This window comes from Streptomyces sp. AM 4-1-1 (assembly GCF_029167625.1).
GTDB lineage: Bacteria > Actinomycetota > Actinomycetes > Streptomycetales > Streptomycetaceae > Streptomyces.
On record NZ_CP119145.1, the window covers coordinates 2,628,926 to 2,651,797 of the forward strand.

Here is a 22,872-nt window from a genome sequence, read left to right on the forward strand (position 1 = left end):
GGAAGGCGTCCGCTACGGCGCGAACTCGTACTGCAACTCGTACAGGTGACCGGCCTTGACCATGACGGTGACCTCAATGGGCCGTTCGTCGTCGCTGTAGACCACACGCAGGGTTCTCAGCACGGGCAAATCACCCGGCAGCCGAAGCGCACGATACTGCTCCTGAGTCGGAACCCGTGCGGAGACGCGGTCCACGCTGAGTTTTGGTGGATATCCCAGCCCTGTGAGCAAGGTAGGTGTTCCGCCCGGGATTTTGCGACGTTCCGTCATCGACGTACCGCGAACGATTTCCCACGGATAGTAGGAGGCGACCAGTTCCAGTGGCTCATCGCCGATCATGAGGATCTGACGGCGGAGAAGCGCCGTACCGGCTTCGGGCAGATCCAGGGCTGCGGACACATCAGCAGGTGGCTCGACCTCAGCGACTTCAAGAAGTGTGCTGTGTGCCCGAGTACCGTTCTTCGCCACCTCGCTCAACCAGCGATAGGGCTCGCCGTCGGCAGCAGGCGCCATGGAGGAAGCCGGCCTCACGGTCTGCTGCCGATGCTCTCGCACCAGGACAGCCGCTCCCGCCCGGCCGATGACCAGACGCTCGCCCTTGAGAAGTTGCAGCGCCTTTTGCACCGTCGCATTCGAAGCGTCGAACCGCGCCTTGAGCTGTGATGTGGACGGCACCCTGGAGCCGGGCGCGAGATCGCCGTTCATGATCTCTTCGCGTAGATCGGCGGCGATCCGCTCGTGCAGAGAACGTCCGTCGGGGCCGTCGGGTTCGATTGTGGGCACAGTCATCCGATCCGGATCTCGTAGTGCAGCCCCTGACGCCTCGGCACCATGACCATGACGTCGACCTGAATCGGCCGGTCATCCCTGTCCACCGTGAGGCGAGTCAGTTGAAGTACGGGATCGGTCACTGCCAGCTCCAGGACCTCCCGTTCGCTTTCGGTCGGCATCCGGGCATCGATGTCTTCGCCGGCACGGACACCTACATGACCAAGCTCAGCAAGCAACCTCACCGCACCGCCCTTGATCCTGGTGGTACCGGACAGCGCAGTGCCGCGAGCGATTTCGAGCGGATAGTACGTGTCCGTCAACTCGCAGGGCTCACCGTCGAGATACATGACCCTGCGGCGCGCGACGACCCGCCGCCCGGGGGGAACGCCCAACAGCTCCGCCACCGTGTCCGGGGCCGCCACTTCACCGGCCCGAACGATGCGCTGGCTTCCCCGACGCCCCTCAGCCGCAGCCTCAGCGGCCCAGGCATCGCCCCGCCCTTCAACGCGTGGTGCCAGATATGACACCGAGGTGCTGATCCTTTCTCTGCCGCTCACGGCCTGCTCCTCTACAGCCAACGCCCGTCCGACCTTGCCGTTCCCACGTTAGATGACGCGTTCGCATGACACAGACACTACTTACCTTGCCGCTTTTCGTGAATAGCAATATGGTTCTCGCATCTCAAGGAACCGAGAGCAAGGCGGGTGCCCCTCCGTGTCTCTGTCACAGCAACGGCGCTTCCCCCGACGACGGACCTCCGTCGGGGCATCAAGGGAATTCGTCGTCAGTACGCTTGCCGAGTGGGGGTTCAACGATCTGATCGACGACATAGAACTGTGCGTCTCAGAACTCGCTACCAACGCGTTGATCCATGGGGTACCGCCGGGTCGCGAGTTCTCCGTGCACCTCAACGCAACAGCGGACCGAGTCAGACTCGAAGTCCGTGACAGCGGGCCCGGCCGCCCCGTGGTCGGGTCACCCGACCGGCAGGCATGCTCGGGACGTGGACTGTTTTTGGTGAATGAACTGGCAGACGAGTTCGGAGTCACCGAGCACGTCGTCGGCAAGACCGTGTGGTTGGACCTCAGAGTCGCACAGACCGCTTCGGGGGCATTCCTCCGGAGCCCTCAGGGCCATGAGCGGGTGGCCACGCCTGTCATCTGATCCGTAGCGGAAGCAGGGTCGGCCGTCGACGGCCGACCCTGCTTCCGTGCGCAACCCCGCCTACGACCCCAGGATCGTCGTCAGGAACTCCCCCGTCCACGCCAGCAGTTCGCGGCCCACCACCGGCTTTCCGCCCACCTTGCCCGTGGTCGGGCGGGGGACCAGCAGTTGGTGCGCCGGGGACTTGATCACCGTACGGGGGTACAGGCGCTTCAGGCGCAGCTCCTGCGACTCCCGCAACTCCACGGGCCCGAAGCGGACGTTGGGGCCCTGGAGGACGATCTCACCGACACCGCAGGCACGGGCCAGCATCCGCAGGCCCGCCACCATGAGCAGGTTCTCGACCGGTTCCGGGAGCTTGCCGTAGCGGTCGGTCAGCTCCTCGCGGATCGCCTTGATGTCCTCCTCCGAGTTGGCGGAAGCGATGGAGCGGTACGCCTGGAGGCGCAGCCGCTCGCCCGGGGCGTAGTCGTGCGGGACGTGCGCGTCGACCGGCAGCTCGATCTTGACCTCCAGCGGCGGTTCCTCCTCCGTCCCGCCGTCCAGCGCGGCGCGGTAGTCGGCGACGGCCTCGCCGACCATGCGGACGTAGAGGTCGAAGCCGACGCCCGCGATGTGGCCGGACTGTTCGCCGCCGAGGAGGTTTCCGGCGCCGCGGATCTCCAGGTCCTTCATCGCGACGTACATGCCCGCGCCCATCTCGGTGTGCTGGGCGATCGTCGCCAGCCGCTCGTGCGCGGTCTCGGTGAGCGGCTTCTCCGGCGGGTACAGGAAGTACGCGTACCCCCGGTCCCGGCCCCGGCCGACACGGCCGCGCAGCTGGTGGAGCTGGGAGAGGCCGAAGTTGTCGCCGCGCTCCACGATCAGCGTGTTGGCGTTCGAGATGTCGATGCCGGACTCGACGATCGTCGTGGAGACCAGCACGTCGAACTTCTTCTCCCAGAAGTCGACGACGACCTGTTCGAGGGACGCCTCCGACATCTGGCCGTGGGCCGTCGCGATGCGCGCCTCGGGGACGATCTCGCGGAGGCGGGCCGCCGCCCGGTCGATGGACTCGACCCGGTTGTGGATGTAGAACACCTGGCCCTCGCGCAGCAGTTCACGCCGGACGGCCGCGCCGATCTGCTTCTCCTCGTACGGGCCGACGAAGGTGAGGACGGGGTGCCGCTCCTCGGGGGGCGTGGTGATCGTCGACATCTCGCGGATGCCGGTGACGGCCATTTCGAGCGTACGGGGGATGGGGGTCGCGGACATGGTGAGGACGTCCACATTGGCCCGGAGCTTCTTCAGCTGCTCCTTGTGTTCGACGCCGAACCGCTGTTCCTCGTCGACGATGACCAGGCCCAGGTCCTTGAACCTGGTCTCGGACGAGAACAGCCGGTGGGTGCCGATGACCAGGTCCACCGTCCCGTCGCGCAGCCCCTCCAGGGTCGCCTTCGACTCGGAGTCGGACTGGAAGCGGCTCAACGCCCGTACATTCACCGGGAATTGGGAGTACCGCTCGGTGAACGTACCGAAGTGCTGCTGGACCAGCAGGGTGGTCGGCACGAGGACGGCGACCTGCTTACCGTCCTGGACCGCCTTGAACGCGGCGCGGACCGCGATCTCCGTCTTGCCGTAGCCGACGTCGCCGCAGATCAGCCGGTCCATCGGGACGGACTTCTCCATGTCCTCCTTGACCTCGGCGATGGTGGTCAGCTGGTCGGGCGTCTCCGTGAACGGGAAGGCGTCCTCCAGCTCCCGCTGCCAGGGCGTGTCGGGGCCGAAGACATGGCCGGGAGCGGCCATCCGCGCGGAGTACAGCTTGATGAGGTCCGCGGCGATCTCCTTGACCGCCTTCTTGGCGCGCGCCTTGGTCTTGGTCCAGTCGGCGCCGCCGAGCCGGTGCAGGGTCGGGGCCTCGCCTCCGACGTACTTGGTGACCTGTTCCAGCTGGTCGGTGGGGATGTAGAGGCGGTCGCCGGGCTGGCCGCGCTTGGCGGGGGCGTACTCGACGAGCAGGTACTCACGGGTGGCGCCCTGGACCGTGCGCTGCACCATCTCGATGTAGCGGCCGACGCCGTGCTGCTCGTGGACGATGTAGTCGCCGGTCTCCAGGGTGAGCGGGTCGATGGTCTTGCGCCGGCGCGTGGGCATCCGGCCGAGTTCCTTGGTGGCGGTGCGCTGCCCGGTCAGGTCCGTCTCGGTGAGGACGGCGAGCCGCAGTCCCGGGTCGACGAAACCGTGGTCGATCGCGCCGCACGACACATGGACGAGGGACGGCGAGATCTCCGCGAGGTCCGGGTCGAGGCGGGCCGCGATGCCCTCGCCGCCCAGCACCTCGACGGTACGGGCGGCGGGCCCCTGCCCCTCGGTGACGTACACCGTGCGCCAGCCGTCCGCGATCCAGCCCTTGGTGTCGGCGAGGGCGCGGGCGGTGTCGCCCCGGTACGTCTCCGGGGCGCGCATCCCCAGCTTCAGCGTGTCGTCGTCCAGCTCGTCGTCGGCGGCGAACGGCGACACCGTCCACCACATCATGTTCAGCTCACGGGCCCGGTCACGGACGTCCGCGATGCCCCACAGGGACGCCGCGCCGACGTCGATGGGGGCCGGGGCGTCGCTGCCACCGGCCGTCGCCGCCCAGGACGCCTGAAGGAACTCGTGGCTGGTGGCGACCAGGTCGGCCGCTCTCGTGCGGACCCGCTCCGGGTCGCACACCAGCACCATCGAGTCGTCCGGCAGCACGTCCAGCAGCAGTTCCATGTCGTCGACGAGGACCGGGGCCAGGGACTCCATGCCCTCGACGGCGATGCCCTCGGCGATCCGGCCGAGCAGATCGCCCAGCTCGGGGTGGCGTTCGGCGAGGGCGGCGGCCCGTTCGCGCACCTGGTCCGTGAGCAGCAGCTCACGGCAGGGCGGGGCCCACAGTCCGTGGTCGGCGACCTCCAGGGAACGCTGGTCGGCGATCTTGAAGTAGCGGATCTCCTCGACGTCGTCGCCCCAGAACTCCACCCGGAGCGGATGCTCCTCGGTCGGCGGGAAGACGTCCAGGATGCCGCCGCGTACGGCGAACTCGCCGCGCTTCTCGACCAGTTCGACCCGCGAGTAGGCGGCCGCCGCCAGTGCCTCGACGGTCTCGCCGAGGTCGGCGGTCTGCCCGGTGCGCAGCGCCACCGGCTCCAGGTCGCCGAGCCCCTTGACCTGCGGCTGGAGTACGGAACGGACGGGCGCGACGACCACACTGACCGGGCCGGTCTCCGGATCGTCGGCCCTCGGGTGCGCGAGGCGGCGCAGCACGGCGAGGCGGCGGCCCACGGTGTCCGAGCGGGGTGACAGCCGCTCGTGCGGCAGGGTCTCCCAGGAGGGGTACTCGGCGACGGTGTCCGGCGGCAGCAGGGTGCGCAGCGCGGCGGCCAGGTCCTCGGCCTCCCGGCCGGTGGCGGTGACGGCCAGCACGGTCCGCCCGGCACCGGCCCCCGTGCCCGCCGGGTCGGTGTCCCCCGGCCCGCCGGGGCGGGCGAGGGCGGCGACGGCGAAGGGGCGGGCGGCGGGCGGGCCGACCAGGTCGACGTGCATGCGGTGGCCGCCCGCTGCGGCCTCCACCGCTTCGGTGAGTGCCGGGTCACGTACGACGGCGTCCAGCAGACCGTGCAGACTCATGAAGGTGTTTCCGTCCGGGTAACGAGGGTGGGGTCTGACAGCCGGCTGCCGCCAGGACCAACGCGAAGGGCCCGACACGTCTCACGGGCCGGGGTTTCCAGCGTACGGCTCCGGTACGACAGTCGCGCCCCGATCCGCGCCGAGCCGCACGGACGGGGGCGCCGCCGACCGCGTACCACCCGCGTGCCACCGCGTTCGCGGCATCCGGTACGCGGCGTCGCCCCGCCACCACGTACCACCCGCCGCGCGGGATCGCGTACCACCTCGCACCACTACGCACCACCTGGTACCACTGCGTAACTACTGCACACCACCGCATTCCGACCAGCTCCCGCCTCCCCGGTCCGCGCATCCCCGGTGTCCCGGAAGCCCCGAAAGCCGAAGCCCGGATTCCCGCGAGTCCCGCGAGCCCGCCGCCCGCGCGCCCGTCGGCCCGCGAGCCCGAAACGCCACCGGCCCCGGGTGTCCTCTCGGACGTCCCGGGGCCGGATGGCGGTCGCGCCGGGCCTCAGCGGCCCCGCCGACCGGGTCTCACTCCGAGGCGATGGCGTTCAGCACGTTCATCCGGCCCGCCCGGAACGCCGGGACCAGGGCGGCGAACAGGCCGACGAAGGCCGAGGCGACGAAGACGGTGATGATCGTCGGCCACGGGATCTCCAGGACGCCGAGCCCTTCCAGGGCCAGCAGCTTCTGGGCCGTCGTGCCCCAGCCCATGCCCAGGCCGAGGCCGAGCAGTGCGCCGAAGAGGGCGATGACCACCGACTCCAGGCGGATCATACGGCGCAGCTGGCGGCGGGAGAGGCCGATGGCGCGCATCAGGCCGATCTCGCGGGTCCGCTCCACCACCGACAGGGCCAGGGTGTTCACCACACCGAGGACCGCGACGATGATCGCGAGGGCGAGCAGGCCGTAGACGATGTTGAGCAGCTGACCGATCTGGTCCTTCAGCTCCTCCTTGAAGTCGGCCTGGTTCTTCACCGAGTACTGCGGGTACGCGGCGAGCGCGTCCTTCAGGGCGGCGTAGGTCTCCTTCTCCTTGCCGTCCCGCGCCTTGGCGAACATGATCACGTTCGGCGGCATCCTGTCGGCGGCGACGTACTTCTCGGCGGTCGTGATGCTGGTGTACATCGCGCCCTTGTCGACCACGGCCTCGTCCGAGGTGATCGCGGCGACCTTCAGCTTCGCCGTCGTGCCTTCCTTGAACGCCACCGTGATCCGGTCGCCGACCGTGATGTGGTGCTCGGTCGCGTAGCCGTCGCCGACCGACATGGCGTCCTCGCCGTACGCGTCGGCCAGATCGCCCGCGACCGTCTTGCGGCGCAGGTCGTCCTTGTACGTGGGGTCGGCGGCGACGACGCTCTCGTCCAGCGATGTGCCGTCGGGGGCGGTGAGCACGGCGCTGACGGACTTGTAGTCGGTGAAGTGCTCGATGCCGGGCACCTTCTTCATGGCGTCCGACGCCTGCGGCACGATCGGCTGGCCGGTGGAGGACTGGACGATGAAGTCCGCGCCGACCGACTTGTCCAGCTCGTCGGTGGCCGACGCGACCATCGAGGAGCCGACGACGGAGAGGCAGGCGACGAGGGCGAGCCCGATCATCAGGGCCGCGCCGGTCGCCCCGGTGCGGCGCGGATTGCGCAGGGCGTTGCGCTCGGCCAGCCGTCCGACCGGGCCGAACAACCGCAGCACGACCACGCTGAGTGCCCGGACCACGCCGCTGGCGAGCAGCGGACCGATGACGATGAACCCGATGAGTGTGAGGACCACGCCCAGGCCGAGGTAGAGCGAACCCTCGCCCGCCTCCTCCGCCCGGGTCGCGGCGAGCAGCCCGGCGGTCCCGGCACCCGTCAGGACCAGACCCAGTACGGCCCTGAGCCGGCCGGCGCGGCCGTCGGCCGGGGTCCCGGCGTCGCGCAGGGCGGCCATCGGCGAGATCTTCCCCGCCCGGCGGGCCGGTATGTACGCGGCGAGGACGGTGACGACGACGCCGAGCGCGAGACCGACCACCGGGGTCGTCCAGGCCACCGTGAGGTCGTCCGTGGACAGCTCCATGCCCATGGCGCCCATGAGCTTCATCAGGCCGACCGCGAGGCCGACCCCGGCGGCGACGCCGAGGATCGATCCGACGATGCCGAGCAGCAGCGCCTCCAGCAGCACGGACCGGTTGACCTGCTTCCGGCTGGAGCCGATGGCCCGCATCAGGCCGATCTCCCGGGTGCGCTGGGCGACCAGCATCGAGAAGGTGTTGACGATCAGGAAGATGCCGACCAGGAAGGCGATCCCGGCGAAGCCGAGCATGGCGTACTTCATCACGTCGAGGAACGAGCCCATGGAGTCGGCTCCGTCGTCCGCCGTCTCCTGCTGCGTCTTGACCTTGTACGCGCCGGCGCCCAGGGTCGCCGCGACGCTCTTCTTCAGCTGCTCGTCACTCACGCCCGGGTTGGCCGTGACGTTGATGTGCGAGAAGACGTCGGGGCGGCCGAGCAGCTTCTCCTGGGCGATGGCCGTGTCGAGGTAGACGATGGCGGCGCCCGGGTTGGTCACCTTGAAGGTGACGATGCCACTGATCCGCGCCCTGATGTCGCCCGTGACGGCGATGGTGCGCAGTTCGTCGCCGAGCTTCAGGTGGTGCTTCCTCGCGGTGTCGGCGTCGACCATCATCTCGGACGGTCCGTTCGGCGCGTGACCGGAGGTGATCTCCATCGAACGCAGTTCGTTCTGCGTCCAGTTGCCCGCGATCGTCGGCGCTCCGGAGTCCGATCCCATGTTCTTGTCGTGGCTGTCGACGACCGTCACGGACATGCTGGAGACCGCGCCTTCGGCGAGCTTCACCCCGTCCGTCCCGCGCACCCGCTGGACGGCGGCGCCGGGCAGCGAGGCGGGCAGGCCGTTGTCCGGCGGGGAGTCGACGTTCTCGGCGGCCTTCGGCTGGACGGTGACGTCGGCGGCGCTCAGGGTGAAGAGCTTGTCGAAGGTGGAGTTCATGGTGTCGGTGAAGACGAGCGTGCCGCACACGAACGCCACCGACAGCAGGACCGCGACGGCGGACAGCGCCATCCGTCCCTTGTGCGCGAGGAAGTTGCGTAGCGAGGTCTTGAACACAGTCACGACGTACGCCCCCGCGCGTCGAAGTCCTTCATGCGGTCCAGGACCTGATCGGCCGTCGGGTTGTACATCTCGTCGACGATCCTGCCGTCCGCGAGGTACAGCACCCGGTCCGCGTAGGAGGCGGCCATCGGGTCGTGGGTGACCATCACGATGGTCTGGCCCAGCTCGTCGACCGACTTCCGCAGGAACGCCAGCACTTCGGCGCCGGCCCGCGAGTCGAGGTTCCCGGTGGGTTCGTCACCGAAGATGATCTCCGGCCGGGCGGCGAGCGCCCGCGCCACGGCGACGCGCTGCTGCTGACCACCGGAGAGCTGCGTCGGCCGGTGCTTCAGCCGCCCGGCGAGACCGACGGTCTCGACGACCCGGTGCAGCCACTGCTGGTCCGGCTTGCGGCCCGCGATGTCCATCGGCAGCGTGATGTTCTCGATCGCGTTCAGGGTCGGCAGCAGGTTGAACGCCTGGAAGATGAAGCCGATCCGGTCCCGGCGCAGCTGGGTGAGCTTCTTGTCCTTGAGCTGGGTTATCTCGGTCTCGTCGAGGTAGATCTCGCCCGACGTCACGGTGTCGAGACCGGCCAGGCAGTGCATCAGTGTCGACTTGCCGGACCCGGACGGGCCCATGATCGCCGTGAACTGCCCACGGGCGATGTCCACGTCGACGTGGTCGAGCGCGACGACCCGGGTCTCCCCCGACCCGTACGCCTTGACGACCTGACGCGCTCGCGCGGCGACGGCCGTACGCCCTCCAGTGCCCCCGTGCCTGGGAATGGTCACAGCCGTTGTCACGTGCATCTCCTACTGTCGTCTGCCACTGCCGATTGGTGCCGCTGACCGCCGGTCGCCGTGGACGGCTGCCGATCGGAACGCGTGTTCCTCACGCTTGGAGTCTGGTCCGTGAGGGGGGTCCGGCGCGCTGGTGCCCGGCGCAGTCTTCGAGTGGGGTTTTCCCCACCACTCCCCCTGCGGTCAGCCGCAGGCGCGGTACGAAAAGCGGTACGTGAACACGCTAGGGAACGGGGCCCCGGCTCCTCGTCCTCCAGCGGGAGGAACGGTCCCCGGGCGGAAGTACGGAGCTTCCCCTAAGGGTTCGCGCCTCCGGAAGAGCCCCGCTCTCAGGGGCACGGACCCGCTCCCCGGCGCCCGACCGGCGCGGGAGGCGGGGCGGCGACGGGGAGCGCGGGCCTGTTCTCCACGGGCCGGCCCCGGACGACGTACCGACCGTGGTCACCCGTACGGAGACGGGGCGTGGCCCGGCCTCGGAGGTAGGCCGTCGGTCCGAGTAGGACAGCTCTCAGGCCTTGCGGGCGAGCAGCTGGATCTCCCGGAACTGCCGCCGGTCGGTGGGCTGGGGCTCGCGAACCATCCGGGCCACCTCGGCCAGCCCGGCCTCGCGCAGCATCGCGGCGAGGTGATCGGGCCACCACCGATAGGCCGGCGCGACGGCGTGATCGAAGACCTGCGTCGGGTGAGAGGGGTCGTCGCTTGCCGAGAAGCCGATCAGCAGGTGGCCGCCGGGTGCCAGCACCCGGTGGAACTCGGCCAGGACGGCGGGGAGTTCGCGCGGCGGCGTGTGGATGACGGACCAACGTGAGAGCACGCCGTCCAGCTCGCCGTCGGCGATGTCCGACGCGGCCATCGAGCCCACGTCGAACCGCAGGCCGGGATGGTCCTGCCGGGCCAACTCGATCATCGCGGAAGAGGCGTCGACGCCGAACGCCGCCAGTCCCAACGCGTCCAGATGAGCGGTGACATGGCCGGGCCCACACCCCAGGTCCGCGACCCGACCGTGCCCACTCGCGCTCACCACCTCGGCGAAGGCGCCCAGGATCGCGCGGTCCAGGGGGCTGTCACGCAACGAGTCGCGGAACAGCCGCGCATAGGTGGGAGCAGCGGCGTCGTAAGCCTCGCGGGTGGCGCTGAGGACATCGTGTTCGACCATGCTCGCGACAGTAGTTCCTGGCCCCTGAGGCGAGCCGGGAGAATCACGATTCCCCCCTTCCGCCCCCGCCCTCGCCCTCGCCCTCGCCCAGCCGAACTGCGTCGAGCCGGGGTGCCGGTACTCGCGCGAGTCCCCGCCCGGCCCCTGCCTTCGCCTCGCCCAGCCGAACTGCGTCGAGCCGGGGTGCCGGTACTCGCGCGAGTCCCCGCCCGTGCACAGCGCACCACCCACCGCCGCGCAGGCCGGTGTCCTCGTCAGCTGTCCGCCGGCGTGGTCACCCGGCCGGTGAGCGCCGCCAGCGAGTTGCGTACGTGCGTCATGTGCGCCTGGGCCTCCTCGCGGCCCTCGTCGTGCTCACGCAGTACGCGTTCCGTCTCACGCACCACCCGTTCCTCACGCACCCTGGCCTTCGCGATCAGCTCGGCGGCCTGCGCCTCGGTGTCCTCCTGGCGGTGCCTGGCCGCTTCCTCGGCCTCCGCGAGCGCCCGCTTGGCCTCGTCGAGCCGGTCCTCCGCCCGCGCGGTGAGCGCCGCCTGCTCCGCTTCCAACTCCGCGAGTGCTTCCGCGAGTTCGCGCTCGGTCTGCTTCAGCCGCTCGGCGTGCTCCTGCTCCTGGTGCGTCAGCACGCTCGCCGTGCGGTGACGGGTCTCCGTCATCGTCGACGCCGCCGCTTCGCGCACCTTCCCGGCCTCGTCCAGGGCCGCGCCGAGCAGGCCGTCGGCGGTGTCCCGCGCCTCGGCGAGCACCTTCTCCGCCTGCGCGTCGGCCGCCGACCACACCTTCTTCGCGTGCTCTCGGGCGGCCTCCTTCGCGCTTCGCGCGTCCGCGTCCGCCGCGTCCCGCAACGACTGCGCCTCCTCCTGGGCGGCGGCGCGCGCGGCCCCGGCCTCCTCATCGGCCAGCGCCAGAATCCGCTGGGCCCGCTCACCGAGTGAGGCGTACGTCTGCGGGGCGAGCGACGCCACGGCCTCGGCCAGCCGGGCCGACTCGGCCTCCAGCTCCTCGGCCCGTGCGGTGAGCCGGGTCAGCCGTTCCCACGCCTCGTCGCGCTCCGCCGACAGCCCGGCCACGAACCGGTCGACCTGCTCCGGACGGTAACCACGCCCCCGTACGCCGTCGAAGCCGTGCCCGGACACCGGTGCAGCACACATCCTGAAAGCCTCTCTCCGAACTCCTCGACCACTGAGCGACAGGTCAAGGATGCGGCAATTGGTGACAGAAGTCGGAATCGATCAGACGCTTTCCGGACGGAAGCGACGGGTGTCACACCCGCGTCCTACCCGCACCACCCCACGCCCTACCCGTGCCCCGTACGCCCCACGCCGCCGTACCCGCGCCTGCGCACGCCCGCGCGGGAAGGCGCTCGGAAGCACTGGAAAAGCACTGGGGAAGCACTCGGAAGCGCTCGGAAAAGCAGAGGCGCCCGTCACCCTTCCGGGGTGCCGGGCGCCTCGTGGCCTTCGTACCGCTCAGAGCAGGCCGTCCCACATCTGTTCGAGCAGGACCGACCACCAGCTCTCCGGGGACGCCAGCGCCGCCGGGTCGAGCGCCACCAGCTGGGCCTGGAAGTCGACCGTCCAGCGGCCCGCCTGCTCCGGGTTCAGCCCGAACCGCAGCCGCCACATCCGGCCCAGCAGCGCCATCGACCGTATGAACTCCGGCAGCCCCGTGTTGACGAACTGCGGCGGCACCGGCTGTCCGCCGGGCCCGGCCTCCACCGGCACGGCCACGATGTTCGCGGTGCCGTACTGCACACAGATCGCCCGCCCGAAGTCGGACCCCATCACCAGGTACGACCCCGCGTCGGACGCCGGCTGGATCTGCCGTTGCATCGCCAGTTCGCCCAGCGTCGGCACCACGGGCTGCCCCGGCTGCGCCCAGAAGAACGGCCCGAAGTCGGCGGGCAGCCCCGCCCACACCAACGTCCGCGCCACGATCTCCGGCACGCCCTGACGCGACACCGCGCGCTGGTCGAAGCGGAGGATGCCCTGGGGCCCGAAGGCGTGCAGCAGCTCCTCCGCGACGGCCTCCGGCGGGACGGCGGGCGCGGGCGGCAGCTGCGGCAGCGGCGCCCGGACCGGGGCCGGACGCGCCGGGCCGTCCGCGACCTGGTGCAGCTCGCCCTGGTGGGTGAGCAGATGCCGCATCCCCTGCTGACGGCTCGTGTGATCGGTGCCGTACGGGGCCACGCTGGTGATCCGGACCTGCGGCCAGGTCTCGCGGATCATCCGCGCGCAGTAGCCGCCGGGCAGCTCGCACGACTCCAGCTCCGTGTGCAGCTCGATCACCTGCTGCGGCGGCACGTTCATCGCCCGCAGCTCGTGCAGCATCTGCCACTCCGGGTGCGGGGTGCCGGGCGCCGAGCGGCGGATGAGCTGCTGCTCGCTGCCGTCGGGCGCGCGGAAACGCAGCACGGCCTGGTAGCCGGGGCCGACGGTCGGCGGACCGGCCGGCTGCTGCGGATGTCCGTACGCCGGGGGCGGCGGTGTGTGCGGCCCCGGCGCCTGCGGCACGGGTGGTACGGGGCCGGAGGCACCCGGCGCACCGGGCGGACCCGGCGGGGGCGGCGCCGAGGGGCCGACCGGTCCCGGGGACGCCAGCATCGTCGCGGCGTGGTGCAGCCCGCCACCGGGCGGCGGCGTCGAACCGGGCGGCGGCGGGGGCTGCTGCGAGCCACCCGGGGCACCGACCGGGCCCGGCGGATGCGGGGCACCCGGCGCCGCGCCCGGACCGGGCGGCGGCATGCCGGGACCACCGACGCCGGGGCCGGCCAGCATCGTCGCGGCGTGGTGAGCCCCGTCACCGGGCGGAGGGGTCGAGCCGGGCGGCGCGGGCGGGCCGGGCTGCTGGGAGACGAGCTGGGTCGGCAGGTGCCCGCCCGTGGAAGCGCCGGGCACACCGGGCGGTCCCGGGGGTGGCGGTACGGCACCGGGGCGTGCGCCCGGCGCGCCGGGGACGCCCGGGGGCGGGGGCGGCGGAGGCGGCGTCGAACCGCTGCCCCGCGCGCCGCGCGGTGGCACCACGGCCTTACTGGTGGCCGCGTCCGCGATGTCGCTCGCGTCCGGGGCGGGGACACGGGAGCCGGGGCCGGCCGGACCGCCCGGCGCGGACGGAAGGGAACCGGCCCCGCCCGGACCGCCGGGCGGTGACAGAGTGAAGCCCGAACCCGAACCGGCCGGACCGCCGGGCGGGGGCGCACCGGGTCCCGGCAGGTCGAACGACGGCGTGACCGACGGCGTGACCGAGGTGCGCGGCAACTGGCTCCCGCCCGACATCAGCGCGGTCGGCGCCTCGGAGGGGACGACCGGCGGCGGTGCGCCGTCGTCGTCCGCCCCGGAGAGCGGAGGCGCGAAGACGGTGGCGGGCAGCGGCACCGACGCGCTCCCGGAGTCCGCGTTGGTGTCCGTACCCGCCCACGGCGTGGCGGACGCACCGGCCGGCACCCCGTCGGACGCGGTGGGCTCATGGTCCACCGGACCACGGGCGGACTCCGGGGCCCGTGGAGGCACCGGAACCGGACCTGGAGCGGAAGGCCCCGGAGGCGGAGGCCCCGGAACAGACGCTCCGGGAACGGGGACAGGGACAGGGACAGGGGGGGAGGCAGGAGCGGATGGGTCCGCACCCGGTCCCGCACCCGCGCCCCGGGCGTCCGGCCCCGCGCCCGCGCCCGTACCGGCGCCGGAAGGTCCGCCCGAGGACGCCTCCGCCCGGTGGTCCGGGATGCCCAGCCGGTCCGCGGCCTCCTGAAGCCACTCGGGCGGGGTCAGCAGGAACGACGTCTGGTTCAGGTCGACGCGCTGCGGCGGCTTCGCGTCGGCCGGCGGGGCGTCGGAGACCGCGTACTCCTCCTCGTACCGCCGGATCACCTCGCCCACCGGCAGCCCCGGCCACAGTGTGGCCTCACCGCTGTCGCGGGCGATCACCAGGCGCTGACGGCCGCCGTCCGAGACAGGTCCGTCCGCGCGGTCCTCCGCCCACACCACGAACCCCAGCTCGAACTCGCGTACCCGCACCTCGCGGTGCTGGTACGCGGCCACATCGCCGTTGACCCACTCCTCGGCACGCTCCTGTGCCTGTGCGAACGTCACCATCGCGCTCTCATCCCTCCACCGGGACGGGCCGTGCGAAGCCGCCGTCCACCATCAGGTCGGCCACGGTCTCCAGCTCCGGCGGGCTGCCCGCGAGGCGCAGCAGGAACTCGTCGAAGTCCGCCCCGCACGGCAGCAGCAGCCGGTCCACCCGCTCCCGCACGCTCAGACCGTCCTGGTCCCTCGCGTCGTCGTACGGACAGAACCACACCGACCCCGGGTTCTCGCCGCGCACCTTGACGGCGAGGATGCCGCCCTGCACGAAGGCGACGCCCAGATAGTCCTTGGTCAGATGATCGCGCAGGCACTTGTTGACGTACGCGAGATCGTTCACGGCGGCCTCCTCGCGCACCGTGAAGAACGGCTGGTCGACCAGCAGGCCCAGCTCCGCGTCGAGCGCGGCGCCGACCGGGGCCGAGCCGCCCGCCGCCTTCAGGAACGACCGGTAGGCGCCCGGCAGCCGGTAGCCCAGGTCCTCCTCGACGCCGAGGATCTGCTGCTCGCTCACCGCCACGGCGCCCTTCGGCAGCCGGAAGTGCGTGGGCCGGGTCTCCTGGAGCGGGCGCGTGCCCCGCTTGCCGTGGTCGACCTCGGTCGTCGCCAGACCGCCGTGGTGTCTGAGCAGCGCCTTCACCTCGACCGGCACCAGCTCCATGCGGCGGCTTCCCGCCACGTGGTGCCAGGTCCAGCCGTGCGGGGTCGCGACCGCCGGGACGGTGTCCCACAGCTCGTGCCCGGCGGCCGACAGCGCCGCGTTCGCCGAGACGTAGTCGGTGAGCCGCAGCTCGTCGATGCCGAAGCCCGCGGGGGGCTCCGCGATCTCGGCGGCCGCACGCGCGTACGGCGAGAACACCGGGTGGCCGTTCTCGTCCACGCGCACACCTCTGGGGTGGCGGGACGCCCGGACCGGGTCCGGGAAGTGCACGACCTGCCCGGCGTAGGCCGCGTTCGGTGGCGCGGCTTGCTGCCCGAGCCGACCTGTCGTCATGGCGGTTGCCCCTTGCTGCGTACGGCTGATTCCGCACAGCCTATGCGGTGCGGCAGCGGGGGGTCCCGCCTCTCCGCCACCATCACGAACCGTCACAACGGGGTGACGGACGAGCGACCGAAGAGGTACCGCCGCGCGACACGCAGACGCGTTTCAGCGACCCAGCTTCCCCATGCCCCGGCGCATTTGGCAGGCTGTCCCCCGCAACTCGGGGGATTGCACGGGAGGGACGCCAGCACCATGCACACAGCACAACCAGTCACATCGACCGCCACATCCGGAGATCCACGCCTCAGCTGGAGCAGCGAAGAGCCCAGCCTCACACCGCAGTTGCACCACCGCCGCGACGGCATCCTGCCGGCCGTGGCCGCCGCGCTGTCCGTACGCGGTGAGACCCTGACCTGTACGGCGGGCAAGGGCGACCAGCCGCCCGTGCTGCATCCGCTCGTCCAGGACTTCCTGGACACCCTCACCAGTGGCCAGCGTGAACGGTTCACCGGCCGCTGCCCCGAGGCCATACTGCTGTCGCGGCAGCTCACGGCGGCCGAGACCGGCCGCTCCAAGCGGGCCCGGCGCAAGCCCCTCACCAACGGCGAGGCCCGCCGCGCCCTCAAGCACTCCCGGCTCACCGCGCGTCGCATCCGCGAGGACGGCGACCCGCTGCACGGGAGCTACGCACCGCCCTGCCGTTCCTGTACGGCGATGCTCGCCCACTTCGGGGTGCGCCCGGTCGACCTCACCACCACGGGCGCGGCCACCACCGCCGAGAAGGGCTGACCACGCGCAGATGCCCGACCGCACCGACCGCACCGACCCCGCCGACCGGACCGCCGCGACCGATCGCACGGCCCCGGCCGACCGGCCCCCGCGAACCGAGCGTCCCGCACGCACCACCCGTAACGCCCGCACCAGCCGAACCGACCGCACCGACCGCGTCAAGCGTCGAGGGCGATCCGAGCCGATGGACGACGTCATGGATCACCAGCCCCCGAGCCGCTTCCCGGCACCCGTCGAGGCCACGCTGCGCGAAGCGGGCTGGCAGCCGGGCCGGTGGGACATCCGGCAGGCCGAGGAGTGGGCCGACGCGCTGCGCGCCCACACCTCGCCCGGCGGTCACGAACACGCCGTCTTCCCGGCGGCCGTCGAGGCCTGGGCGGAGTTCGGCGGGCTGCGCGTCACCGCGCCCGCGCCGGGACGGCAGATCGCCCCGGTCCCGGTACGCATCGACCCGCTCAGCGGTCTGCACCTCGCCCGCACGCTGGGCGACCTGGGCCGGGCTCTGGGGACCGAGGTCAGCCCGCTGGGCGAGGAGGGCGAGGGACAGGCGGTCCTGGCCATCGACACCCAGGGCCGCGTCTACAGCATCGACCACACCGGCGACTGGTACCTCGGGCCGCACATCGACCAGGCGCTGACCGCCCTGATGACGGGCACACTGCCGACCCGGCTGACACCGTCGGCGTGATCCCGTAACTCCGCAATTCCCGTAGCCCTGTGACCCCGTGACCCCGGGTTCCGGCTGTCACGGCCCGCCCGAGCCCCGGGCCCCGACCGTTACTGTCCGCGTGATCCCCAGTCCCCGACTGTCACCGTCCGCCCCGGCCCGTAACCCGGTCGGCTTCCTCGGCCCTGAGCCGCGCCCGGCCGGAACCACATGCTGAGCCATGAGCCCCGCATCCGGCCGACACCGTCGGCCGAGCCCTGAGACCTGAGCCCCGCACCCGCCCCGGCGCACCACGATCAGCGTCCCGCCCATGCACGCGCGCCGCGCCCATGCCCAGGCCGGCGCCCCCGCGCCCCGCGCCCCGCGCCCCGCGCCCCGCGCCCCGCCAAACGTGCCCACAATCCCACCACCCCGGGGCGCATCACCCACACCGCGCGCACCAATGATTACTCTCCGCGCATGATCCCTTACGCGATCCCGCTGGCGGCCTCCGGTCTGAAGATCGACTGGACCCGGATGCCGACCTACAACACGATCATGTCGGTCGCCGCCGGGGCCGGGCTGCTGCTCGTCGTCGCCCTCGGCCGACTCCTCCTGACCCGCCGGACCGTCACCCCCGACGGCTGGGTGCTCGCCTTCGGGGCACTCGGCTTCACGCTCGTCGTCACGGGCCTCCACATGACGCTCACCTGGCCGCTGGCCGGGCAGGGCTTCCCCTTCGACAACATCATCTTCGGTGAGCCCGCGCTCGCCTTCGGCGTCTTCCTCTCCGCCGCCTCCTTCTACCTCTGGAAGCGCGGGCACGACATCGCCGACTCCCCCGACCGTCTCGCGCACACGGCCCGCGTCGCCTCGCCCATCTCCGTCTTCGTCTTCGGCCTCGGGCTGGCCTGCTTCGGCATCGCCGCCGCGGGCTGGAAGTACACGCTGTTCGCCGCGCCCCCGGAGGAGCCCATCTCCGGCGAGTTCGCGGACATGCCGATGCTCGAAGCGAGCTTCATGTCGGGGCTGTACGTCCTCGTGGGCATCGGAGCCCTGCTCTTCCCCTTCGCCCTGCTGCGCCCCCGGGGCTGGATCGCGCCCGTCATCGGGGTCGTCTGGACGCTGGCCGGGCTGGCCTTCCTGTTCTTCGGCGGCCTGAACTACTTCACGCACATCGGCCTGATCGTCAACACCATGTGACCTCGCCGCACACCTCGACACGCCCCGGCGACGCCACCACGACGGGGCGTCGGGTGCGCACCGACGCCGGACACCCCTCCAGTTCAGCCGTCCGCCACCCGCCCGGACGCCCACCCGCACCAGCCACCCGCCGACGCCGGACACCCACCCCCACCAGGCACCCGCCGACGCGGGCACCCGCCCAGGTCAGCCGTCCGCCACCCGCTCGGGCAGCACCGCCGACACCCGGAAGCCCCCGGCGTCCGTCGGCCCGGACACGAACACCCCGCCCAGGCCGAGCACCCGCTCCCGCATCCCGACCAGCCCGTTGCCTCCACTGGGCAGCCCCGCGTCCGCGGTGCCACCGTCCGAGGGTCCGTTCTCCACCTGCATCGCGACCTCCGCGTCACGGTGTGCGAGCCGCACCCGGGCCTTGGCGCCCGCCGCGTGCTTGTGGACGTTGGTCAGGGCCTCCTGCACGACCCGGTACGCGGTCTGCTCGACCTCCGGGGCGTACGGTCGCGGCTCGCCCTCCACCGACAGCTCCACCGTCATCCCGGCCTCCCTGGACTGCGCCACCAGCGTCTCCAACTCGTGCAGCCGGGGCCCCTCCTCGGTGGCGGCCGCGGCGGTCGCGGCGGCGGCCCTTCGTACCGAGGCCAGCGGCACCCGCTCCCCCGAGGCCCCGGACACCACGGCCACCGCGGACGTCACACCCTGCGACTCACCCGCCCGCAGCACGCCCAGCATCTCGCGCAGCTCCGTCAGCGCCTGCCGCCCCATGTCCCCCACCAGCGCGGCGTTGCGCACCGCCTTCGCCGGGTCCTTCGGGGCCACCGCCTGGAGGGCCGCCGCGTGCACGACCATCAGGCTGACCCGGTGCGCGACCACGTCGTGCATCTCCCGGGCGATCCGGGTCCGCTCCTCGGTACGGGCCCATTCAGCGCGCTCCTCGGCCCGGTCCGCCAGCAGCGACAGCTCACGCTCCAGCGAGTCCGCCCGCTCCCGCAGGCTCTCCATCAGCCGGCGCCGCGCCCCTATGTAGAGCCCGAACAGCACGGCGGGCGCCGTCAGGCCCACCGACATGAAGAGGGACACCGAGGGGACGTACCAGACGCCCGGCCCGAAGTCGGCCTGTTCGGAAACGCTCTGCCGCAGCCGCACATAGGTGACGATGAACGTCCCGACGAGCGACATCCCCGTCAGCACCACGGTGATCCGGCGCGGTACGTCGGACGCGGCCAGCGTGTAGAGGCCGACCAGGCCCATCAGGAAGCCCATCTCGGCGGGCGTCGTCGCGATCGCCACCAGCACCACGGCGATCGGCCAGCGCCGCCGCACCACCAGCACGGACCCCGCGAGGAGCCCGAACACCACTCCGACCGGCACCGGCAGCCCGGTGTCCCCGGAGAACTCCACCCCTTCCAGTACGCATTCCAGAGCGGACAGGAGCGCGAGCCCCACGTCCAGGGCGACACTGCGCCGCCGTATCCACCACCAGTAGCCGCGGGTGCTCGTTCCCGCGGGTGCCTGGTGTCCCCCCGTCACGGTCATGGCATCCAGCCTACGGGCGGGCGCATCTCATTTTGGGGTCACCCGGACAGCCGGCGGGGCCCGCGGGGCAGTACCGTCGCACGGAAGCCCGGTGGTACGGCATAGTGTTGTCTGCCCGATCGACGAACTGACGGTATGTCCAGTCGATCGGCTTTGCTGTCCCCTGTGGTGTAACGGCAGCACAGTGGCTTTTGGTGCCATTTGTCCGGGTTCGAATCCTGGCAGGGGAGCTCATCGGGCGCGGGCCCCGACCTCACCGGTCGGGGCCCGCGCTCGTTTCCCCTTCACACACCCCCGGTATCCTGCGCATGTCCACCACCCGAAGCCGAAGGGCACCCCCGTGAGCGCCAACCTCCCGGCAGCCGTCGTCGTCCTCGCAGCGGGTGAGGGCACCCGCATGAAGTCGAAGACGCCCAAGGTCCTGCACGACATCTGCGGGCGTTCGCTCGTCGGACACGTCGTCGCCGCCTCCCGCGAGCTGGACCCCCAGCACCTCGTCGTCGTCGTCGGCCACGAGAGCGAGCGGGTGACCGCGCATCTGACCGCGGGCGACACCCCCGTACGCACCGCCTTCCAGGCGGAGCAGAACGGCACCGGGCACGCCGTCCGGATCGGGCTCGAAGCCCTCGGCGGGGTCGTGGACGGCACCGTCGTCGTGGTCTGCGGCGACACCCCGCTGCTGTCCGGCGCCACACTGACCGCGCTCGTCTCGGCCCACTCCACCGACGGCAACGCCGTCACCGTGCTGAGCGCCGAGGTCCCGGACTCCACCGGTTACGGACGCATCGTCCGCGACCCGGCCGACGGATCGGTCACCGAGATCGTCGAGCACAAGGACGCCACCGACGCGCAGCGCGCCATCCGGGAGATCAACTCCGGGGTCTTCGCGTTCGACGGCCGGCTGCTCACGGACGCGCTCGGCAAGGTCCGCACGGACAACAGCCAGGGCGAGGAGTACCTCACCGACGTGCTGTCCATCCTGCGCGAGGCGGGCCACCGGGTCGGCGCCTCCGTGGCGGGCGACCACCGGGAGATCCTGGGCATCAACAACCGGGTGCAGCTGGCCCAGGCCCGCGCGCTGCTCAACGAGCGGCTGCTGGAGCGGGCCATGACGGCCGGCGTCACGGTCGTGGACCCGGCGTCGACGCTGATCGACGCGACGGTGACCTTCGAGCGGGACGCGATCGTGCACCCCGGCACCCAGCTGCTCGGCACGACGCACCTCGCCGAGGACTCCGAGGTCGGCCCGAACTCCCGGCTCAAGGACACCACCGTGCACCCCGGCGCGCGCGTGGACAACACGGTCGCGGACGGCGCCGAGATCGGTCCGGGCGCCACGGTCGGCCCGTACGCCTACCTGCGCCCCGGCACCCGCCTCGGCACCAGGTCGAAGGCCGGGGCCTACGTGGAGATGAAGAACGCCGTCATCGGCGAGGGCAGCAAGGTGCCGCACCTGTCGTACGTCGGCGACGCGACGATCGGCGACCACACCAACATCGGCGCGGCCAGCGTCTTCGTGAACTACGACGGCGAGAAGAAGCACCACACCACGATCGGCTCGCACTGCCGTACCGGTTCGGACAATATGTTTGTGGCACCCATCACTCTCGGGGACGGGGTCTACACCGCCGCCGGATCGGTCATCACCAAGGACGTCCCGGCCGGCTCACTCGCCGTCGCCCGGGGCCAGCAGCGGAATATCGAGGGATGGGTGGCCCGGAAGCGTCCCGGGAGCGCGGCGGCGCAGGCCGCCCAGGCCGCCACGAAGAAGTCCGACGGCGAAAGCTGACCGGAAACAGGCACGTCGGACACGGCGTACCGTGATAGATGCTCACCCATTTCGGCTGGCTCGTTGCACATCGGGACACACGTGCGTGCAGCGGCTGAAACACGTCTGAGGAGACTGTTGCTGTGACCGGGATCAAGACGACCGGCGAGAAGAAACTGATGCTCTTCTCCGGCCGCGCCCACCCCGAGCTGGCCGAGGAGGTCGCGCACCAACTGGGTGTCGGTCTCGTGCCGACGAAGGCCTTCGATTTCGCCAACGGTGAGATCTACGTACGTTTCCAGGAGTCCGCCCGCGGCGCCGACTGCTTCCTGATGCAGAGCCACACGGCTCCCATCAACAAGTGGATCATGGAGCAGCTGATCATGCTGGACGCGCTGAAGCGCGCGTCGGCCCGCTCCATCACGGTGATCCTGCCCTTCTACGGATACGCCCGCCAGGACAAGAAGCACCGCGGTCGCGAGCCGATCTCGGCCCGTCTGATCGCGGACCTGATGAAGACGGCGGGCGCCGACCGCATCCTCACCGTCGACCTGCACACCGACCAGATCCAGGGCTTCTTCGACGGCCCGGTCGACCACCTCTTCGCACTGCCGGTACTCGCCGACTACGTCGGCGCCAAGGTCGACCGCTCGAAGCTGACCGTCGTCTCGCCGGACGCCGGCCGGGTGCGGGTCGCCGACCGCTGGTGCGACCGCCTGGACGCCCCGCTGGCCATCGTCCACAAGCGCCGCGACAAGGACGTGGCCAACAAGGTCACCGTCCACGAGGTCGTCGGCAACGTCGAGGGCCGGGTCTGCGTCCTGGTCGACGACATGATCGACACCGGTGGCACGATCTGCGCCGCCGCGGACGCGCTGTTCGCGCACGGCGCCGAGGACGTCATAGTGACGGCCACCCACGGCGTGCTCTCCGGTCCCGCCGCGGACCGGCTGAAGAACTCCAAGGTCAGCGAGTTCGTCTTCACCGACACCCTGCCGACCCCGGGCGAGCAGGAGCTCGACAAGATCACGGTGCTCCCGATCGCGCCGATGATCGCGCGCGCGGTCCGCGAGGTCTTCGAGGACGGCTCGGTGACGAGCCTCTTCGAGGAGCAGCAGTAGGAGCGACCGGAGACCACGGGTAGCCGGTCGCCGTCGGCTCACCACGTGTGCCGCGGTACGCGTGGTGACCGCGGCGCAAGATCCACTTTGGGCGCGGCCTCCCCGCCGGGTAGACTCAGCGAGTTGCT

16 protein-coding genes and 1 tRNA gene are annotated in these 22,872 nt (G+C 71.4%); 7 read left to right on the plus strand and 10 right to left on the minus strand.

Annotated elements, in window-relative coordinates; all coding sequences use genetic code 11:
- Positions 1-12 precede the first annotated feature (12 nt).
- Positions 13-789 (minus strand): GntR family transcriptional regulator, encoded by a 777-nt coding sequence (locus PZB75_RS11070; RefSeq protein WP_275535132.1) that lies wholly within the window; start codon positions 787-789, stop codon positions 13-15.
- Complete coding sequence (locus PZB75_RS11075) at positions 786-1,328, minus strand: UTRA domain-containing protein (protein WP_275535133.1); 543 nt, start codon at positions 1,326-1,328, stop codon at positions 786-788. Before PZB75_RS11075 ends, PZB75_RS11070 begins: the two co-directional genes overlap by 4 nt.
- Before the next feature lie 157 nt (positions 1,329-1,485).
- Between PZB75_RS11075 and PZB75_RS11080 the strand changes: the two genes are divergently transcribed.
- Positions 1,486-1,935 carry an ATP-binding protein gene (locus PZB75_RS11080; protein WP_275535134.1) on the plus strand — a complete coding sequence of 150 codons (450 nt, stop codon included), beginning with the start codon at positions 1,486-1,488 and terminating at the stop codon, positions 1,933-1,935.
- A 60-nt stretch (positions 1,936-1,995) separates the two neighbouring features.
- Here the strand turns inward: PZB75_RS11080 and mfd are convergent, their stop codons facing one another.
- From mfd to PZB75_RS11115, 7 genes are all read right to left on the minus strand, one after another.
- Positions 1,996-5,574 carry a transcription-repair coupling factor gene (gene mfd, locus PZB75_RS11085; RefSeq protein WP_275535135.1) on the minus strand — a complete coding sequence of 1,193 codons (3,579 nt, stop codon included), beginning with the start codon at positions 5,572-5,574 and terminating at the stop codon, positions 1,996-1,998.
- A 531-nt stretch (positions 5,575-6,105) separates the two neighbouring features.
- Positions 6,106-8,682, minus strand: a complete 2,577-nt coding sequence (locus tag PZB75_RS11090) for an FtsX-like permease family protein (RefSeq protein ID WP_275535136.1) — start codon at positions 8,680-8,682, stop codon at positions 6,106-6,108.
- Entirely contained in the window at positions 8,679-9,467 is a 789-nt protein-coding gene (locus tag PZB75_RS11095; RefSeq protein ID WP_275535137.1) for an ABC transporter ATP-binding protein, read from the minus strand. Before PZB75_RS11095 ends, PZB75_RS11090 begins: the two co-directional genes overlap by 4 nt.
- Before the next feature lie 505 nt (positions 9,468-9,972).
- A complete protein-coding gene (locus tag PZB75_RS11100; protein ID WP_275535138.1) occupies positions 9,973-10,620 on the minus strand; it encodes a class I SAM-dependent methyltransferase in 648 nt (215 codons plus the stop codon).
- Between the two features lie 254 nt (positions 10,621-10,874).
- On the minus strand, positions 10,875-11,771 hold the full coding sequence (locus tag PZB75_RS11105) for a cellulose-binding protein (RefSeq protein WP_275535139.1): 897 nt from the start codon (positions 11,769-11,771) through the stop codon (positions 10,875-10,877).
- 318 nt (positions 11,772-12,089) lie between these two features.
- Positions 12,090-14,711 (minus strand): SUKH-4 family immunity protein, encoded by a 2,622-nt coding sequence (locus PZB75_RS11110; protein WP_275535140.1) that lies wholly within the window; start codon positions 14,709-14,711, stop codon positions 12,090-12,092.
- A 7-nt stretch (positions 14,712-14,718) separates the two neighbouring features.
- Positions 14,719-15,696, minus strand: a complete 978-nt coding sequence (locus PZB75_RS11115; RefSeq protein WP_275535141.1) for an SMI1/KNR4 family protein — start codon at positions 15,694-15,696, stop codon at positions 14,719-14,721.
- Between the two features lie 240 nt (positions 15,697-15,936).
- On the opposite strand from PZB75_RS11115, the gene PZB75_RS11120 reads away from it, so the two are divergent.
- The 3 genes from PZB75_RS11120 (at position 15,937) to PZB75_RS11130 (ending at position 18,322) form a co-directional block, all read left to right on the plus strand.
- Complete coding sequence (locus PZB75_RS11120; RefSeq protein WP_275535142.1) at positions 15,937-16,473, plus strand: YwqJ-related putative deaminase; 537 nt, start codon at positions 15,937-15,939, stop codon at positions 16,471-16,473.
- A 184-nt stretch (positions 16,474-16,657) separates the two neighbouring features.
- Entirely contained in the window at positions 16,658-17,161 is a 504-nt protein-coding gene (locus PZB75_RS11125) for an SUKH-3 domain-containing protein (protein WP_275538670.1), read from the plus strand.
- A 438-nt stretch (positions 17,162-17,599) separates the two neighbouring features.
- Positions 17,600-18,322 (plus strand): DUF981 family protein, encoded by a 723-nt coding sequence (locus PZB75_RS11130; protein WP_275535143.1) that lies wholly within the window; start codon positions 17,600-17,602, stop codon positions 18,320-18,322.
- 186 nt (positions 18,323-18,508) lie between these two features.
- On the opposite strand, the gene PZB75_RS11135 is transcribed toward PZB75_RS11130, so the two are convergent.
- Entirely contained in the window at positions 18,509-19,855 is a 1,347-nt protein-coding gene (locus PZB75_RS11135; protein WP_275535144.1) for a histidine kinase, read from the minus strand.
- A 159-nt stretch (positions 19,856-20,014) separates the two neighbouring features.
- Between PZB75_RS11135 and PZB75_RS11140 the strand changes: the two genes are divergently transcribed.
- The 3 genes from PZB75_RS11140 (at position 20,015) to PZB75_RS11150 (ending at position 22,744) form a co-directional block, all read left to right on the plus strand.
- Positions 20,015-20,085, plus strand: a tRNA-Gln gene (locus PZB75_RS11140).
- A 110-nt stretch (positions 20,086-20,195) separates the two neighbouring features.
- Positions 20,196-21,644 (plus strand): bifunctional UDP-N-acetylglucosamine diphosphorylase/glucosamine-1-phosphate N-acetyltransferase GlmU, encoded by a 1,449-nt coding sequence (glmU, locus tag PZB75_RS11145; protein WP_275535145.1) that lies wholly within the window; start codon positions 20,196-20,198, stop codon positions 21,642-21,644.
- A 122-nt stretch (positions 21,645-21,766) separates the two neighbouring features.
- The gene (locus tag PZB75_RS11150) at positions 21,767-22,744 is read left to right on the plus strand and encodes a ribose-phosphate diphosphokinase (RefSeq protein ID WP_275535146.1); all 978 of its coding nucleotides are present in this window, start codon (positions 21,767-21,769) and stop codon (positions 22,742-22,744) included.
- The last annotated feature ends 128 nt before the right edge of the window (positions 22,745-22,872 follow it).